Annotated in this window: 12 protein-coding genes; 4 read left to right on the top strand and 8 right to left on the bottom strand. The window is 70.6% G+C overall.

The features are described 5' to 3' along the window. Positions 1 to 49 precede the first annotated feature (49 nt). From JOF43_RS23105 to JOF43_RS00995, 6 genes are all read right to left on the bottom strand, one after another. Entirely contained in the window at positions 50 to 2,095 is a 2,046-nt protein-coding gene (locus JOF43_RS23105; RefSeq protein WP_209897972.1) for an acyltransferase family protein, read from the bottom strand. Positions 2,096 to 2,232: 137 nt separating this feature from the next. Beyond that, positions 2,233 to 3,522 carry a glycosyltransferase family 4 protein gene (locus JOF43_RS00975; RefSeq protein WP_209897973.1) on the bottom strand — a complete coding sequence of 430 codons (1,290 nt, stop codon included), beginning with the start codon at positions 3,520 to 3,522 and terminating at the stop codon, positions 2,233 to 2,235. Beyond that, positions 3,519 to 4,436 carry a PRC-barrel domain-containing protein gene (locus JOF43_RS00980; RefSeq protein ID WP_209897975.1) on the bottom strand — a complete coding sequence of 306 codons (918 nt, stop codon included), beginning with the start codon at positions 4,434 to 4,436 and terminating at the stop codon, positions 3,519 to 3,521. Before JOF43_RS00980 ends, JOF43_RS00975 begins: the two co-directional genes overlap by 4 nt. Positions 4,437 to 4,451: 15 nt before the next feature. Next, positions 4,452 to 5,381, bottom strand: coding sequence for a TetR/AcrR family transcriptional regulator (locus tag JOF43_RS00985; RefSeq protein ID WP_209897978.1), 930 nt, complete (start codon positions 5,379 to 5,381; stop codon positions 4,452 to 4,454). Then, the gene (locus JOF43_RS00990) at positions 5,378 to 6,496 is read right to left on the bottom strand and encodes an aspartate-semialdehyde dehydrogenase (protein WP_209897980.1); all 1,119 of its coding nucleotides are present in this window, start codon (positions 6,494 to 6,496) and stop codon (positions 5,378 to 5,380) included. Before JOF43_RS00990 ends, JOF43_RS00985 begins: the two co-directional genes overlap by 4 nt. Continuing rightward, entirely contained in the window at positions 6,493 to 7,860 is a 1,368-nt protein-coding gene (locus JOF43_RS00995; RefSeq protein WP_209897982.1) for an aspartate kinase, read from the bottom strand. The genes JOF43_RS00990 and JOF43_RS00995 overlap by 4 nt, the downstream gene beginning before the upstream one ends. A 451-nt stretch (positions 7,861 to 8,311) precedes the next feature. Here JOF43_RS00995 and JOF43_RS01000 point away from each other — a divergent pair, with 451 nt between their 5' ends. Next, positions 8,312 to 9,412, top strand: a complete 1,101-nt coding sequence (locus tag JOF43_RS01000) for an endonuclease domain-containing protein (protein ID WP_209897984.1) — start codon at positions 8,312 to 8,314, stop codon at positions 9,410 to 9,412. Positions 9,413 to 9,630: 218 nt separating this feature from the next. Here JOF43_RS01000 and JOF43_RS01005 read toward each other — a convergent pair whose 3' ends face one another. Together JOF43_RS01005 and JOF43_RS01010 are read right to left on the bottom strand one after the other, a co-directional pair. Continuing rightward, positions 9,631 to 11,214: a mannitol dehydrogenase family protein gene (locus JOF43_RS01005; protein ID WP_209897986.1), complete on the bottom strand. Its 1,584-nt coding sequence runs from the start codon at positions 11,212 to 11,214 to the stop codon at positions 9,631 to 9,633. Positions 11,215 to 11,352: 138 nt separating this feature from the next. Next, positions 11,353 to 12,252 (bottom strand): sugar-binding transcriptional regulator, encoded by a 900-nt coding sequence (locus JOF43_RS01010; RefSeq protein WP_342592055.1) that lies wholly within the window; start codon positions 12,250 to 12,252, stop codon positions 11,353 to 11,355. Between the two features lie 588 nt (positions 12,253 to 12,840). On the opposite strand from JOF43_RS01010, the gene JOF43_RS01015 reads away from it, so the two are divergent. The 3 genes from JOF43_RS01015 to JOF43_RS01025 are packed head-to-tail and all read left to right on the top strand — an operon-like array spanning position 12,841 to position 16,192. After that, positions 12,841 to 14,271 carry an ABC transporter substrate-binding protein gene (locus JOF43_RS01015; RefSeq protein ID WP_209897988.1) on the top strand — a complete coding sequence of 477 codons (1,431 nt, stop codon included), beginning with the start codon at positions 12,841 to 12,843 and terminating at the stop codon, positions 14,269 to 14,271. A 3-nt stretch (positions 14,272 to 14,274) separates the two neighbouring features. Further along, positions 14,275 to 15,258 (top strand): carbohydrate ABC transporter permease, encoded by a 984-nt coding sequence (locus JOF43_RS01020; RefSeq protein WP_209897990.1) that lies wholly within the window; start codon positions 14,275 to 14,277, stop codon positions 15,256 to 15,258. Positions 15,259 to 15,307: 49 nt separating this feature from the next. Beyond that, positions 15,308 to 16,192, top strand: a complete 885-nt coding sequence (locus JOF43_RS01025; RefSeq protein ID WP_209897992.1) for a carbohydrate ABC transporter permease — start codon at positions 15,308 to 15,310, stop codon at positions 16,190 to 16,192. The last annotated feature ends 60 nt before the right edge of the window (positions 16,193 to 16,252 follow it).

Raw genomic sequence — 16,252 nt, forward strand, 5'->3', positions numbered from 1 at the left:
CTCTGCTTTGCCGCGGCGATCCACGCCAGACGGGGGACGGCGGTGCCGCCTACTCCAGCGACGCCTCGATCTCCTCCCCCAGCGGCTCCGCCATCAAGCGGCTGAAGCGCGTGGTGAGGTGGTGGCCGTCGCGGTAGACCAGGACGTTGCCGATGATCGGCGGGCACATCCGGTCGTTGCAGAGGTACGGGGTCAGGTCCACGTAGCGTGCGCCGGCGGACTCGGCCGCGGCCCGTTCCGCCTCCGTCACCGCGGGGTCGAACGCCTCGGCGCGGTCCACGGCGCATTGGGCGGTGTCCTCGAGGTGGTTAGACAGGCACACCGCGGACGTCTCGCCCTGGTCGGGGACGTCGGCGAGCACGTCGACCGTCGGCCCGTCGATCGCCTCGATGGTCGATGCCGTCCCGTCCTGCCAGCGCGAGGCGAAGTCGCCGCCGCTCCTGAGGTCCGGGCGCACGGCGCCGTAGTTCGCCAGCAGCACCAGGTCGGGCTGCTCGCTGTTGATCCGGTCGATCACGCCGTCGCGCCAGGTGTCACACTCGGTGTACGGCACTCCCTCCAGCTGCAGCGGCACCTCGACGCTGGGGCAGGAGCTCTTGGTGTTGGTGTCCAGGCGGATCCTGCCCTGCTCGGCGAGCTCGGCGAGCGCCGGGTACCAGCTGGCCGCGTGGGAGTCGCCGAACAGGAACACCACAGGGGCGTCCTCGTTCTCCCCCACCTGGCAGCCGCTGGAGTCGGTGCTGTCCTGGGAGCGGTGGCAGTCGTCGGTGTAGATGGTGGGGTTGTCCGCCTCGGCCTCCTCCAGCGCCGGGGTGAGGTTCTCCGGCACGTAGCCGGTGCCCGCGGGGTCCTTCTCCAGCTGCGTCTCCTCGCCGGCTGCCTGGTCCGTGGCGGTCTCCCCCGTCGCCGACGTCAGGTAGTAGCTGCCGCCGGCGGTCGCGATCAGCACCGCGGAGGTGGCCAGGGCCGCCGCTCCGGTCCACAGCTGCGAGCGGCTTCGCAGCGTGGGCCAGGAGATCACGGGGCGCTCGACGAAGCGGAACAGCAGCCAGGCCAGCGGGACCGACACAGCCCCCAGGCCCAGCCTCAGCCACAGCGGCAGCGGATCGTCCTGGCCGACGGCGACCTGCGGGATCACCTGCAACGGCCAGTGCACCAGGTACAGCGAATAGGAGATCGCGCCGACGAACTGGAAGGGCCGGCGCGAGAGCAGACCGTTGGCGTTGAGCCTCCCGGGGGCGGCGCCGCCGATGATCAGCAGCACCGTGGCCAGCACCGGCAGCGCAGCGGTGTACCCGGGGAACGGTGTGGTCTCGGTGTACACCAGGCCCACCACCAGCAGCAGCCCCAGCCCCACCCAGGAGAGCACTCCGGTCCGCGGGGCGCGCAGCCACCTCGCGCCGGAGCGCATCAGGAAGGCCGCCAGCGCGCCGGCGCCGAGTTCCCAGGCCCTCGTGGGCAGGGAGAAGAACACCCATGGCTGCGAGACGTTCATCAGGGACACGCACAGCACGAAGGAGGCAAGCACCAGCGCGGCGGCCAGGAGCAGCAGCCGGCGTTCGCTGCGCCGGCACAGCCAGAAACCGAGGGCGAGGACCGCGGGCCAGAAGAGGTAGAACTGCTCCTCGATGCCGAGGGACCAGTAGTGCTGGAAGACCGAGGGACTGGTCTCGGCGAGATAGTCGGTGCCCTCCACGGCGAACAGCATGTTCGGCACGTACAGCGCAGCGGCCACGGCCCCCCGGGCGACTTCCTTCATCAGCAGCGGGGGCATCCACACCCACGCCACCAGCACGGTCAGGATCCCCACCAGCAGCGAGGCGGGCAGGATCCGTCGCGCGCGTTTGGCGTAGAAGCTGCCGAAGGCGATCCGGCCCGTGGACTCGAGCGATTCGAGCAGGTGGGTGGTGATGAGGAACCCGGAGATGACGAAGAAGACGTCGACGCCGACGAACCCGCCGGAGAGCCAGGACACCCCGGAGTGGTACAGCACGACGAACGCCACCGCGATAGCCCGCAGACCTTGCACGTCCGGGCGGAAGCCGGACTTCCTGGCCGCAGGGGCGGCGGACGTCGTCTCACCGACGGCAGTCACGGGTCTCCTTCCCGTCGATCACCTCAGCCCGCGGAGTGCAGCGGGATCGAGGGCGGAGGCCGACCGGTCTGTCCGGGGCCGACCATACCCGGATTCCCGGGGCGGAAGCGCAACGGGCGCCGGCGGCGCGACCGTGTTCAGTCGAGGGCGGCGACGCCGGCCAGGATCTCCAGGTAGCGACGGGCCAGCACGTCGTCGTCGGCGTGGGCGGCGACCCAGTCGCGGCCGCTGGGGCGCACGCCGGCCCGGGTGCGGTCGGCGGCCAGAGCACTCCACAGCTCGGTCAGCGCCTCGACGTCGCCGGGAGGCAGCACGTCGCCGGCGCCCGCTGCGCGGACCACGTCGGCCGCCTCCCCGTCCAGCAGCGCCGTGATGTGGCGGCCGGTGGCGAGCATCTCGTACAGCTTCGAGGGGACGGTCCACCGGAACGGTGCCCAGTCGCGCAGGGACACCACGACGGTGTCGGCCCAGCGGTACTGCTCGCCGACGTCGCGGTGCGGGATGCGCGGCAGCACCTCGACGGGCGCCTCGAGCTCCTCCGCGAGCGCCGCCAACGTCCCTGCCTCGACGCCGTGGCCGATCATCTTGACCTGCACGTGCACACCGAGCTCGCGGAGCCGGGCTGCCGCCCGCACGACGGTCTCCAGGCCCTGCGAGCGCCCCATGTTGCCGAGGTAGAGGCAGCGCAGGGCGGTGTGATCGCTCTCGAGGTGGTCGCGCTGCGGGGTGACCCTCGAAAGGTCGGTGCCGTTGCGGACGATCTCGACCGGGAACACCCCGCGCTCCTCGAGCACGTCGGCGAAGCGATCGGTGGTGGTGATCACGGCCTGCGCGCCGCTCTGCCAGCTGGTGACCCGCTCGTGCACCTGCCCCTTGGCCAGGGCCACCGCCCAGCGCAGGCTCCGTCGCAGCGCTCCGGGCTGCGGGGCATGGACCGTCTCGGCGGGCAGGGCGCCGACGGGGCCGACGTGCGTGACCAGGTCCGGCCAGGCGTCGCGCATCTCCACCACCAGGGGCACGCCCCACAGGGCGGCGAGGGTGCGACCCACCAGCAGGGTGGGGATGGCGGGGGCGGTGGCGACGACGACATCGGGCCGGGTGCCGGGACGGGAGAAGCGACGACGCAGCCGACGCAGGGCATCGAGCGCCGAGACCAGGTGGTCGGCGGTGCGGGAGGTGATGTCGGCCCGGTGCGGGAGGTAGGCGGTGCGCAGCACGGTCTCACCGTGACGTCCGCGTTCGACGGCGCCGATGGGGTGGGCGCGACGCTGTTCGCGGGTGGGGCGTCCGCCGGGGTAGTGGGGCACGGGGGCGGCGACGGTCACGCGGTGCCCGGCCGCGAGGAAGCGCTCGATCAGCGCAGACCAGCGCCGCTGGGGCGCCCCGAACTCGGGAGCATAGTAATGGGTCAGCAGCAGGATCCTCATCCGGCGGCGGCCTCCTCGAGGCCGATGGCCCGTGCGGCCTCGCGCAGCATCTGCGCAGTCGCATGGAGGGTGTCCGGCGCGTGGAGGCCCGCCCGCGCGGAGTCGGCATCCACCCGGAGCCACATCGCCTGCGGATGCGAGGGGTCGGAGTCGCGATCCGCCGCGCTCCGGCGGCGCTCCCGGTCCGCTGCACGACGGGTTGTGGCGCGAGGGTGGGTGGCGCGACGGTGGGGGTCCACGGGGCGGTCTGCGTTGTCGGACTGCTCGGCCCGGCCCTGGCGGCCGGTGTGCTCGGCCGGTTCGGAACGCTCGGCCGTATCGGCACGGTCCGCCCGTTCGCGCCGGTCAGCCTGGTCCGCCCGGTCGTGACGGTCAGCCTGGTCGTCCCGTTCGCGCCGGTCAGCCTGGCCGATCCGGCGCTGCTCATCGGGCTGCTCCGGCTCCGTGTGGGGAGCCGGCAGCACGTCGATCGCGGCGGTGGGGATGAGCACGCTGCGGGAGCTGAGCTGGCGGCGCACGACGGTGATCCCGGCGAGCTCACCGGTGGCGTCGTGCAGGTAGATGTCGCGCACACGGCCGATCTGTCCGCCGTCGCTGCCCAGCACGGTCACTCCGGCCAGGGCCTGCAGGCGTGCCCGTCGGGCCAGCCGTCGGGCCCGGGCTTCGTCCTGCTCGGAGGTGCCGCCGTCGGCCGATCCAGCGGTGGCGCCGTCGGCCGGACCAGCGGTCCCGGCCTGTCCAGGGCTGTGGGAATTGCCGTGCTCAGCGGTGTCGCCGTCGGCCGGACCAGTGGCCCCAGGGCCGTCGGCGCCGGGGTGACCCGACCCGGCGGGAGCCGTCGGACCCGCCGATGCGGCACAGCCCTCCCTCGCAGGGAGCTCAGCGGGGGTACCGCCCCCGGGCGTCTCGGCCACGCAGACCCGGCCCTCTCAGTCGACCACGCACAGGTGCACGAAGTTTCGCACATCCTGGAGGGGTTCCCCGGAACCGTTCTGCTGCAGCTCCCGCACCGAGTGTTCGCGCACCGTCAGGCTCAGCAGCAGGGAGAACAGCGCGCGGGCGGCGAACGCCGGATCCGCACCCTCGACCAGCAAGCCCTTCTCGGCGAGTCCGGTGAGGACCTGCTCGAGCACGTGCTCGTGCACGAGGCGCAGCCGCGCGATGCGGTAGCGACCGGGATGGGAGGGGTTCACGATCTCGGCCGACAGCGTCGCCAGCAGCGCCATCGAGTGCTGCGTGGGGTCCCAGGGCCCCGACAGCGCCGCCAGCAATGTCTTCGAGGAGCCCTGCAGCGACTCGACCGAGTCCAGCAGCCCCTGCGCATGCGCCTCGAGCCGGTCGACGACCGCGCCCAGCAGAGCATCCTTCGAGGCGAAGTGGTGCAGCATCCCCGGATGCGAGATGCCCACCCGGCGCGAGATGTCTCGCAGGCTCGCCCCGTGGTAACCGCGCTCGGCGAACAGGGCCGAGGCGCCGTCGAGGATGGCCTCGCGCCGCGCCTGGCCCGGCCCGGTCGACTCCGGAGCCCCGACACCGGTGGTGGCGACCGCGTGGGAATCCTCCGGGTCCGTGGCGGCCGTCGGGACCCCGGGAGCCTCCGGATCCGCCGCCGCGGCGGGCGAGGAGGAGGCGGCGACCTCTCCCGGGGTGTCGATGACGGTCCGGAGATCGTCGCCGACCTCCAGTTCCGCCGCTGCGATCGAATCAAGCGTGCGCAGCACGCGGGACAGGGGGTCCACGCTCATGTTCACCGAGCTCCCGTCGAAGGATTCCTCGCCCGCCCGATCGGAGAACCTGGCGGAGAGCGGGGCGGGCCCCGTCCCCGCTCCGGGGGGACCACCCGTGGCGGCCAGCGTCATGGACGGTTCTCCTTCGCGATCAGTTCGGCGATCTGGATGGCATTCAGGGCAGCGCCCTTGCGAAGATTATCCGCTACCGCGAACAGCACAAGACCCTTTCCGTCCGGAACCGACTGATCCTGTCGGATCCGGCCGACGAAGGTGCCGTCCCTGCCGGCCGCCTCGAGCGGGGTCGGCAGGTCGACGACGGTGACGCCGTCGGCCGATTCCAGCAGTTCACGGGCCCTGTCGGGCGTGATCGGCTCATCGAACTCGGCGTGGATCGCGACCGCATGGCCGCTCATCACCGGCACCCGCACGCAGGTGCCCGCGACCGGCAGATCCGGCAGGTCGAGGATCTTGCGGGACTCGTTGCGGAGCTTCTGCTCCTCGTCGGTCTCGCCGGAGCCGTCCTCGACCACGCTCCCTGCCATCGCCAGGACGTTGAACGCGATCGGCTTCACGTAGGTGGAGGGCTCACCGAGGTCGAGGGCGGACCCGTCGAGGGCGAGCTTCTCCACCTCCGCCGCTCCCGCGCGCACCTGACCGGCGAGCTCTGCTACCCCGGCGACGCCGGAGCCGGAGACGGCCTGGTAGGTGGCGATCTTCAGCCGGGCCAGACCCGCCTCGTCGTGCAGCGCCTTCAACGTCGGCATCGCGGCCATGGTGGTGCAGTTGGGGTTGGCGATGATCCCGCGCGGGGTGGCGGTGACGGACTGGGGGTTCACCTCGGAGACCACCAGCGGCACCTGCTCGTCGCGGCGCCAGGCCGAGGAGTTGTCCACGACCGTCGCGCCGGCCTCGGCGAACCGCGGGGCCAGCGCCTTCGAGGTGGAGCCGCCCGCGGAGAAGATCGCGATGTCGACCGTCATGCCCTCGGAGGTGATGTCGGCGGTCTCGGCGTCCTCGACGAGCAGGGACTGCCCGGCGTAGTCGACGCTCTTGCCGGCGCTGCGGGCCGACGCGAATGCTCGCACCTCGCGGTGGGGCACGGCACGATCGGCGAGCAGGGTCAGCATGACCTGCCCCACCTGACCGGTCGCGCCCACCAGGGCGATGACGGGTCCGTCGGGCGTGTACCCGGGCGTGGTGGTGATGTCGAAAGTGGTGCTGCTCGCAAGATTCTGGCTGGTCATCGTCCGGTCCCTCCGTACACGACGGCCTCGGTCTGCTCGGCGTCCAGACCGAAGGCGCTGTGGATCACTCGCACCGCGTCATCGAGCGCGGACTGCTCGGTGACCACGGAGATGCGGATCTCCGAGGTGGATATCATGTCGATGTTGATGCCCGCCTCGCCGAGCGAGCGGAACAGCGTCGCCGAGACGCCGGGATGCGAGCGCATTCCCGCGCCGACGATGCTGACCTTGCCGATCTGGTCGTTGTAACGCACCTCGGCGTAGCCGATCGCCTCGTGCGACTGCTCGATCGCCTTCAGCGCCGCCGGGGCGTCGTCCTCGGGCAGGGTCAGGGAGATCGCGACGGTGTCGTCGACGGTCGAGGAGTTCTGCACGATCATGTCGATGTTCGCGCCGGAGCCGGCGACGACGTCGAACAGCAGGGCCGCCCGGCCCGGGATGTCCGGGACCTCGACGACGGTGATCTTGCCTTCGCTGCGGTCGTGCGCGACACCCGAGATGATCGGCGCCTCGAGGCCGGGGTCCGAGTGGTCGTCCATGGGGAGCTCCTTGGTCGGGTCGGCGGCGTCGCGACGGGCGACGTCCGCGGTGCGGATGGTGACGTCGGGGTCGATCGGGATCACGCGCTCGGGGTCGTCGGAGACGATCGTCCCGAGGCGGCCGGAGTACGAGGAGCGCACGTGCAGCGGCACCGCGTACCGGCGGGCGTACTCCACGCTGCGCACCATGAGGATCTTGGCGCCGTTGGCGGCCAGGTCGAGCATCTCCTCGCAGGAGATGTAGGGGACGCGGCGGGCGGCGGGGGCGACGCGGGGATCCGCGCTGAACACGCCGTCGACATCGGAGTAGATCTCGCAGACGTCGGCCTCGAGAGCGGCGGCGAGCGCCACGGCGGTGGTGTCCGAGCCACCACGACCCAGCGTGGTGATGTCCTTCGTGGACTGCGAGACGCCCTGGAAGCCGGCGACGATCGCCACCGACCCCTCCTCGAGCGCCTCCTGGATGCGGCCCGGGGTGACGCGCAGGATGTGCGCCTTGCCGTGCACCTCGTCGGTGATCAGGCCGGCCTGGGATCCGGTGTAGGCACGGGCGTCGACGCCGGCGTCGTTCAGGGCCATCGACAGCACGGCCATCGAGATCCGTTCGCCGGCGGTCACCAGCATGTCCAGTTCACGGGCGGGCGGGGTGTCCGTCACCTGCTCGGCGAGATCGATGAGCTCATCGGTGGTGTCGCCCATCGCGGAGACGACGACGACCACTTGGTGGCCTGCCTTGGAGTACAGGGAGATCCTCTGGGCGACACGCTTGATCGAGTCGGCGTCGGCGACGGAGGATCCTCCGAACTTCTGGACGACCAGGCTCATGAGACGAGTTCCTTCACGGTTGCGGGCTGGGGACTGGAACGTTCCTGCGAGGGGCCGTGGGCGGATGCCGCAGGCGGTGCCGGATGGCGGTGGACGACGATCTCGCCGGCGCGACGCACCGCGGTGCCGGATGGTCCGGCGACCGGGCTCACGGACCCGCCCGCCAGTCTACGAGGCCTGCTCCCACAACGCTCATGACCTCGGCATTCGAGACAGGAGCACTGGTCATGGCAGTTTGTCCACGTGTCCGACACAACATTCCCCGGGCACGGCGGACAAGTGACCGAGCCGCCCACCACGCCGCCCGGCTTTGCCGCCTCAGGACCGGTTTTCCGCCCAGCATCGGTCCTGAGGCGGCAATCCAAGGCACCGCCCTTCCTCCCCAGAGGGTGTCCGTCCCCAGGACGAAGCTCGTGGCTCCTACCGGCGAGCTGCTCTCTACGGTCATCTCATGCGTGCATCCCCTCTTCCGTCCCGGGCGCTGCTGTCGCGAGGCGAGTGGCGCACTCTCGGCGTGTCGACCTCCCGCATGGCCGGCGACGACCTGGTGACCGTGTTCCCCCGTTTTCTGACCCCGGCAGCGGAACCGGCCACCCTCAACGAGATGTGCCGAGTGCTCCAGCAGCATGTGCTGCCCGGAGCCGTCATCAGCCACACCACGGCGGCGCTGCTGTACGGAATCCCGATTCCTTGGTGGGAGGACCGCGAGATCGGGCTGCTGGCCGACGGGGCGGCCCGCAGCGGGGCCCGCCATCTCGTCATCCCGAGCACGCTGCCGGTACCCGAGAAACCTGGCGCGGCCCCCTCTGAGCCTCGTCGATTCGAGAGGCTCACGACACCACCGCTGTTGCAGTGCCGGGTCGAGGCCGCCTCGCCACACAGGGCCGGCCCTCACGTCGTCGTCCACCGGAAGGCACCGTCGCCCACCTTCACGCTCGGGGGCCTCAAGCTGTCGCACCCCAACGTGGTCTTGCTCGAACTCGCGACATCGCTGGAGCACGACGAGATCGTCATCGCGCTCGACGCCTTCGAGAAGCGTCGGCCCCGGTTCCCCTTTCGGGGCGTCACGCTCGAACGCCTCGCGCGGGAACTGGCTCGCTGTGACGGAATGCCGGGGATTCCCGCTCTGCGTCGGGCCCTGCTCGATGCGAGACCGAACACCGATTCCCCCGGGGAGACCCGAACGCGACTGCTGCTGCGTCGAGCGGGCTTCCCGGAGCCGGCACTGAACCTCCGGGTCATGGACCCGGACACAGGTCGACCCCGCTACATCGACCTCGCCTACCCCGAGCTTCGGATCGGGGTGGAATACGACGGCGATGGCCACCGCGTCACCAAGGATCAATGGCGGCAGGACCAGGGGCGCCAGGACACGCTGGAGTCGGCGGGATGGATGATCCGTCGGCTCACCTCGTGGGACATCGCGAAACCCGAAAGGTTCCTGTCCGCGCTGCGCCGATCGTTCCTCGCGGTCGGAGCGTTGGCACCGTCCGCGAGGAACTGGACAGGCATTGCAGCGGAGAAGCTGGCACGTCCACTGCGGAGACCGTGAATGACGAGGACCCGACTCAGGCATGTCTCACGCCACCACAGGTCGGACGGCGTGCCCGCCCGCCGATTGCCGCCTCAGGACCGATAGAACGCAGCGCACCGGTCCACAGGCGGCATTCCGGAGAAGGGGGCAGGGCCGACGCGCCGGGAGGGGACGAGACCGGGGAGGGACAGGGAACTGGAGAGGTGCGAGCTGAGGAGAACTGCGCCCAGTTGAGCTCAGGCGGCCTCGACCAGCTCCTTCAGGAGGGCGCGGGCCCCGGAGGTGCGGAGCGTCTCGAGGGCGTGGAGGTAGGGCGTCGTGAACGCCTCGTGCTCGACGAGGTCGCCGAACAGCTCCTCATCGCGGAGGAAGGCGAGCATGTCCTCGTCGTGCTTCGCGGCGGCCGCCATGACCCGGTCGTGGAGGCGGTCGACGACCGGCCACTCCTCGCCGTTCTCGCCGGTGCCCTCGGCATACCGGGCCCATGAGGCCACGATCGCGGCGGTCACGGTGACCGAGCGGCCGGCCTCGAGGTTCTCGCGGATCACGGGCATCATCCAGGTGGGGATGCGATCGGAGGATTCGGCGGCGAGCCGGGCCAGCGTGTCCTTGATGGCTTCGTTGGCGAATCGCGCCATGAGCTCGTCCTTGTAGGCGGTCAGGTCGATGCCCGGCACCTCGGGGACGGTCGGTGTGCCCTCGACGTCCATGTACAGGGTGCGCGTGAACGGTGCGAGGTGCTCGTCGACCGCCGCTTCGTCGGCATAGGTCTGGCCCAGCAGCAGTCCGAAGTAGGCGATGGCCTGGTGGGAGCAGTTCAGCAGGCGCAGCTTCATCAGCTCGTAGGGCTCGACGTCCTCGACCATCTGCACCCCGGCCTCCTCGTAGGCGGGGCGGCCGGCGGGGAACTCGTCCTCCAGCACCCACTGCACGAAGTCCTCGGCGACCACGGGCCAGGCATCGTCGATGCCGTAGTCGGCGGCGATCATCTCGATGTCCTCGGGCGAGGTGACCGGGGTGATGCGGTCGACCATGGAGTTGGGGAAGGCCACGTGCTGCTCGATCCAGTCCGCCAGCAGGTCCCCGCCGTGCAGGCCGTTCTCGTCGCGCCGACGGGCATAGGCGAGGATCATGCGCTTGGCCAGATCACCGTTGCCGCGCACGTTGTCGCAGGACATGACCGTGAAGGGCTCGGTACCGGCCTCGCGGCGACGGCGCAGCGCCTCGACGACGTAGCCGAACATGGTGCGGGGGTGGCCGACGTCGTGGGCGGTGTTCGCACCGGCCCCGTTCTCGCCCGCGCGACCCACCGCCGCCGCGCCCGCGGCGTCGAAGCGGGTGGAGAGGTCCGCAGCGACCGCCTCGGTCTCGTACTGGAATTCGCCGGTGGAGGGGTTGTAGTTGTAGCCACCCTCGGTGACGGTCAGCGACACGATGCGCACCGCTGGGTCGGCCATCCGGGCCAGAACAGCCTCGGGGTCGTCGGGGGCGAAGAGGTACTCGGCGATCGAGCCGATCACGCGCGGGTCGCGAGCACCGTCGGGGGCCTTGGTGACCAGGGTGTACATACCGTCCTGCGCGGTGAGGGCATCTCGCATGCGGGCATCGCCCGGCAGCAGGCCGACGCCGCAGATCGCCCAGTCACGCTCGCGGCCGGCATTCATCAGGCGGTCCAGGAACATCGCCTGATGAGCGCGGTGGAAGCCGCCGACCCCGAAGTGGACGATGCCGATCTTCCGCTCCTCGAGCGGGTACTGGGGTACTGCCACCTCGCCACGCGCAGCGATGTCAGGGAGGGCGGAAGCGTTCAGGGCGGTCATGGCTCATCCTTCGTCGGCGAGTTCTCGTGGGCCCGACGATACACACCTCTCGCCAGATGAGCAGAGGGCTGCGCTCACGTGATCGCGCACGTGTGAGCGTCCGATGCGCGAGGCACCGCACCCCCACGCCGGCAGGCCTCACTCCACCAGGGCGGCGACCTGATCGGCGAGCTCGGGCGCGAGGACGATGTCGTCGACCAGCCCGGAGCGGGCCGCGGCGATCACCGCCTCGGGCCGCCCGACGGCCGGGGCCGCGGCGATCACCCGGGCTCGTCGTAGCTGGTCGGGACGCACTCCGACCACCCGGTCCTCGAGCGCGGAGTGCCAGACGGCACCGGTGCCGCTCAGCATGATGCCGCAGATCTCGGCGACGATCCCTGCCTCCTGTGCGCGGCGCTGCTCCGCGGTCCCGAGCCGGGCCCACAGGGTCGAGGCGCCGGCGGACCAGGCCCCGAGGGAGACGACGGCGACGTCGAGGGCATCGGCGGCATCGAGCGCGGTGCGCACCTCCTCCATCGACCGCAGCGAGGCGGCGACCTGCGGGGAGTCGACCACCAGCGGGGTGGGCAGCGCCCAGACCCGGCCGCCGGTGCGGGCGCCGAGGGTGTGGACCAGAGCCGTGGACTCTGTCGTCGAGTAGCCGGGGGCGCTGAGGGGGCCGACGAGCTGGACGATGTCGGCCGAGGGCAGGGCCCCGAGGGATTCGGGCAGGTGCATGAGGGTGCGGGACCAGGCGACACCGAGCCGCCCGCCGTCGCGCAGCCGGGTCGAGAGCAGGTAGGCCACCTGGCGGGCGATGGCGGCGCGCATCGATTCACCCGGCCGCGCGGCCGCGACCGTGACGGAGGAGATGCCGAGCTGCTGGGCGAGGCCGGCGCGGTCGCGGCCGGCGGCGCTGGGGTCGACGATCTGGATGCGCACGATGCCCTCGTCGCGTGCCTCGTCGAGCAGGCGCGCGACCTGGAAGCGGGAGAGGCCGTGGCGGCGACCGATCTCGACCTTGGACAGCCCGTCGAGGAAGTACTCGCTCGCGAGCACCGCTTTCAGCGAGCCCTCGCCGGGCGCCGGGGCACCGGACGATCCGGCTGCACCACCCGTCGGGCCAGCACCACCCGTCTGGCCAGCACCACCCGCCGGACGTGGACCACCCGTCGGGCTCGATCCCCCGGACCCGCCGATCGAGGCGGCATCGCCTGCCGGACTCGATCCCCCGGGACCGCTCGTCCCCGCGGCTCCGCCCGCCCCGTCGGCGGGCGCCTCGCCGCGCGGCATCGCACCGTCGTGCGTCATCTCCGCCCCTTCCGATGCCGAGCAGGTCGTGATCATCTGCGATCTTCCTGTTGCTCAGGTGAGAGTATATGACTACGCTCAGCCACAGCTGAGCACTAGCCCGTCACAGATGAGCGCGTCGGCGACGTCGCCGTCAGCACCTCACCCAGCGGGACCGCCGTCGGCCCACCACGGCGGATCCGCCGGGACCGCGTCACCAGCGACCACGACCCCCGGCCCACCCCCGAGCCCCGCCGGATCCCGGCGACGGCCCTCGCGGCACCACGGCCCGCGGCAGGAACTCGCGGGCCTCCTCCCGGACCGTCGGGCCTCGAACCGTTCAGAGGAGAACAGCGCATGGGACATTCCCGACCACAGCCGAGGCAGTCGCCACGCTCGGCCACCGCACGTGCGGCCTCCCGTCCCTCCGGCCCGCTGCGTCCGCGACGTCGCAGCATCCTGGGTGCGGGGGGCCTGGCAGCCGGGCTCGGCGCGTCCACCCTGGCGGGCTGCGGCTCCAGCAGCGGCGACCGCGCCTCGATCGTCGTCGCCATCGTCTCGAACCCGCAGATGCAGGACGCGATCAGCCTCATCGACCACTTCAGAGCCGAGCATCCCGACATCGACGTCCAGTTCGTCTCCCTGCCGGAGAACGAGGCGCGCGCGAAGATCACCGCGTCGGTCGCCTCCGGCGGCGGCGAGTTCGACGTCGTCATGATCTCCAACTACGAGACCCCGCTGTGGGCGCCCAACGACTGGCTCACCGACCTCGAGCCCTACATCGCGAAGACCGAGGGCTACGCGCCCGAGGACTTCGTGCCCACCATCCGCGACTCCCTCACCGTCGACGGCTCCATGTACTCGGTGCCGTTCTACGGCGAGAGCGCGTTCCTCGTCTACCGCCAGGACCTGTTCGACGAGGCCGGCCTCGAGATGCCCGCACACCCCAGCTGGGAGGATCTGCGCTCCTTCGCCTCCACGCTGCACGACCCGGAGGGCGGCCTGTCGGGCATCGCCCTGCGCGGCCTGGCCGGCTGGGGCGAGAACCTCGCCCCGATGAGCACCGTCCTGAACACCTACGGCGGCTGCTGGTTCGACATGGACTGGGCGCCGCAGCTGAACTCCCCCGAGGTGCACGAGGCGGTCTCGATGTACGTGGACACGCTGCGCTCCTACGGGCAGCCCGGCGCCGCGACCTCCGGCTTCGGCGAGTGCCTGACCCACTTCAGCCAGGGCAACGCCGCGATGTGGTTCGACGCCTCCTCGATGGTCTCCGGGGTCGAGAACCCCGACTCCTCCACCGTGGTCGGCACGACGGGATACGCGCTGGGGCCGACGAAGCTGACCGAGTACGCGGGCTGGCTGTACTCCTGGGCGCTGGCGATCCCTCAGACCAGCCAGCAGAAGGATGCGGCCTGGGAGTTCATCGCCTGGATGACCCATCCCGACTACTTCCAGCTGGTCGGCGAGGAGATCGGCTGGGAGGCGCTGCCGCCGGGCTCGCGGTTGTCGACCTACGAGATCCCCGAGTACGCCGAGCTCTCCGAGAACTACGCCGAGCCGACCCTGGACTCGATGGAGAACTCCACCCAGGAGAACTCGATGACCGTCGAGGTCCCCTACGACGGCCTGCAGAACGTCGTGATCCCGGAGTTCCAGGACCTCGGCACCCGCGTGGGCCAGCAGTTCTCCGCCGCGATCGCCGGGCAGAAGAGCGTCGACGACGCGCTGAAGCAGTCGCAGGGCTTCGCCGAATCGGTCGCCCGCACCTACGGATGGGAGGGCTGAGCGATGAGCAGCACCGCCACTGATACACCGGCCGACGCCGGGTCCCCCGGGGCGTCCACCCCGTCGGCCGACAGACCCCGCGACCGGCGGCCGCGCGGGGTCGAGACCTCGCGCGCCGAAGGCTGGCGCCGTCGGCTCCCCCTGATGCCCGCATTTCTCTTCGTGGTCATCTGCACCCAGATCCCCTTCCTGCTGACGATCTGGTACTCCCTGCGCTCACGCAACCTGCTGCGTCCCGAAGGCGAGCAGTTCGTGGGGCTGCGCAACTACCTCGACATCTTCGTCGACTCCACGTTCCGCACCGCGGCACTGAACTCGATCCTCATCACGCTGGGCTGTGTGGTCACGGCGATGCTGCTGGGGCTCGGGCTCGCACTGCTGCTGGACCGGAAGTTCGTCGGCCGCGGGGTGGTGCGCACGTTGCTGATCACGCCGTTCCTCATCATGCCGGTGGCGGGGGCGATGCTCTGGTCGATCTCGATGTTCAATCCCACCTACGGCTTGGTGAACTGGCTGATCGGCATCGTCGGGGTCTCCCCGGTGGACTGGACCAGCCAGTTCCCGATGCTGTCGATCATCATCGCGCTGGTGTGGCAGTGGACGCCGTTCATGATGCTGCTGCTCCTGGCGGGCCTGCAGTCTCAGACCGGTGACGTGCTGGAGGCATCGTCGATGGACGGTGCCGGGCCCTGGACCACCTTCGTGCACATCACGCTGCCGCACCTGCGGTTCTACCTCGAGCTGTCCGTGCTGCTGGGCGCCATCTACGTGGTGAACACCTTCGACCAGATCTACCTGATGACGGCCGGCGGCCCCGGCACCGCGAGCGCCAACCTGCCCTTCTACATCTATCAGCGTGCCTTCCTCGGCTTCGACATCGGGCAGTCCTCGGCGATGGGTGTGATCACGGTGATCGCCACGATCATCGTCGCCACCTTCGCATTGCGCCTGATCTTCACCAGCATCAACAGCAAGGAGCAGTCATGAGCATCCTTCGTCGACGAACTGTGAGGGATGAACGGAAGGAGACGGAGTCATGAGTGCAGTCACCGCCGATGCCGCCCGGACCTCCCCACCTGCCCCGCCCGCCGTCCGCCGGAGGCCGCGGGGACGGACCACCGGGCACCTGCTGACCGTGCTGGCCTGGGCGGCCGGCCTGCTGTTCTTCGCCCCGGTGGCGTGGATGGTGCTGACCAGCTTCAAGCAGGAGAGCCAGGCGGCCTCGAACCCGCCCACCTTCTTCTTCACCCCGACGCTGGAGCAGTACGCCTCGGTCATCACCTCCTCCGGTGCGGGCTCCTACCTGCTCAACTCGGTGATCGCCACCGCGGCCTCGACGCTGCTGGTGCTGGTCCTCGCGGTGCCCGCCGCCTACGCCGTGAGCATCCGACCGGTCAAGCGCACGCAGGACGTGCTGTTCTTCTTCATCTCCACCAAGATGCTGCCGGTGGTCGCGGTGATCATGCCGATCTACGTGATCGCCGGACAGATCCGGATGCTCGACAACATCGCGACGCTGATCATCCTGTACACCGCGATGAACCTCCCGATCGCGGTGTGGATGATGCGCTCATTCTTCCTCGAGGTGCCCGGTGAGGTGCTCGAGGCGGCGTCGATCGACGGAGCCTCGCTGCTGCGCACCATGCGCACGGTGCTGCTGCCGATGGTCGCCCCGGGCGTGGCGGCCACCGCGCTGATCTGCGTGATCTTCGCGTGGAACGAGTTCTTCTTCGCCCTGAACCTCACCGCCGCCAACGCCGCGACCGTGCCGATCTTCCTGATGTCGACCATGACCTCGGAGGGCCTGTTCCTGGCGCGGTTGTCGGCCGCCTCGGTGCTGGCTTCACTGCCGGTGGTGCTGGCCGGCTGGATCGCCCAGAAGCAGCTGGTGCGCGGCCTGTCCATGGGCGCGGTGAAATAGGCCGGAACGACCAACCGGGCCGGCCTGGCCAGGGCGGCCAGGAGGGGTAGGCGGCCATGA

It is taken from the genome of Brachybacterium sacelli, assembly GCF_017876545.1.
In the GTDB taxonomy this organism is placed as follows: domain Bacteria; phylum Actinomycetota; class Actinomycetes; order Actinomycetales; family Dermabacteraceae; genus Brachybacterium; species Brachybacterium sacelli.

Excerpts from the sequence above, each read along its gene's own strand:
- JOF43_RS00975 (WP_209897973.1), bottom strand. The coding sequence starts at position 3,522 with ATGAGGATCCTGCTGCTGACCCATTACTATGCTCCCGAGTTCGGGGCG.
- JOF43_RS00985 (WP_209897978.1), bottom strand. The coding sequence starts at position 5,381 with ATGACGCTGGCCGCCACGGGTGGTCCCCCCGGAGCGGGGACGGGGCCC.
- JOF43_RS00990 (WP_209897980.1), bottom strand. The coding sequence starts at position 6,496 with ATGACCAGCCAGAATCTTGCGAGCAGCACCACTTTCGACATCACCACC.
- JOF43_RS00995 (WP_209897982.1), bottom strand. The coding sequence starts at position 7,860 with ATGAGCCTGGTCGTCCAGAAGTTCGGAGGATCCTCCGTCGCCGACGCC.
- JOF43_RS01000 (WP_209897984.1), top strand. The coding sequence starts at position 8,312 with ATGCGTGCATCCCCTCTTCCGTCCCGGGCGCTGCTGTCGCGAGGCGAG.
- JOF43_RS01005 (WP_209897986.1), bottom strand. The coding sequence starts at position 11,214 with ATGACCGCCCTGAACGCTTCCGCCCTCCCTGACATCGCTGCGCGTGGC.
- JOF43_RS01015 (WP_209897988.1), top strand. The coding sequence starts at position 12,841 with ATGGGACATTCCCGACCACAGCCGAGGCAGTCGCCACGCTCGGCCACC.
- JOF43_RS01020 (WP_209897990.1), top strand. The coding sequence starts at position 14,275 with ATGAGCAGCACCGCCACTGATACACCGGCCGACGCCGGGTCCCCCGGG.
- JOF43_RS01025 (WP_209897992.1), top strand. The coding sequence starts at position 15,308 with ATGAGTGCAGTCACCGCCGATGCCGCCCGGACCTCCCCACCTGCCCCG.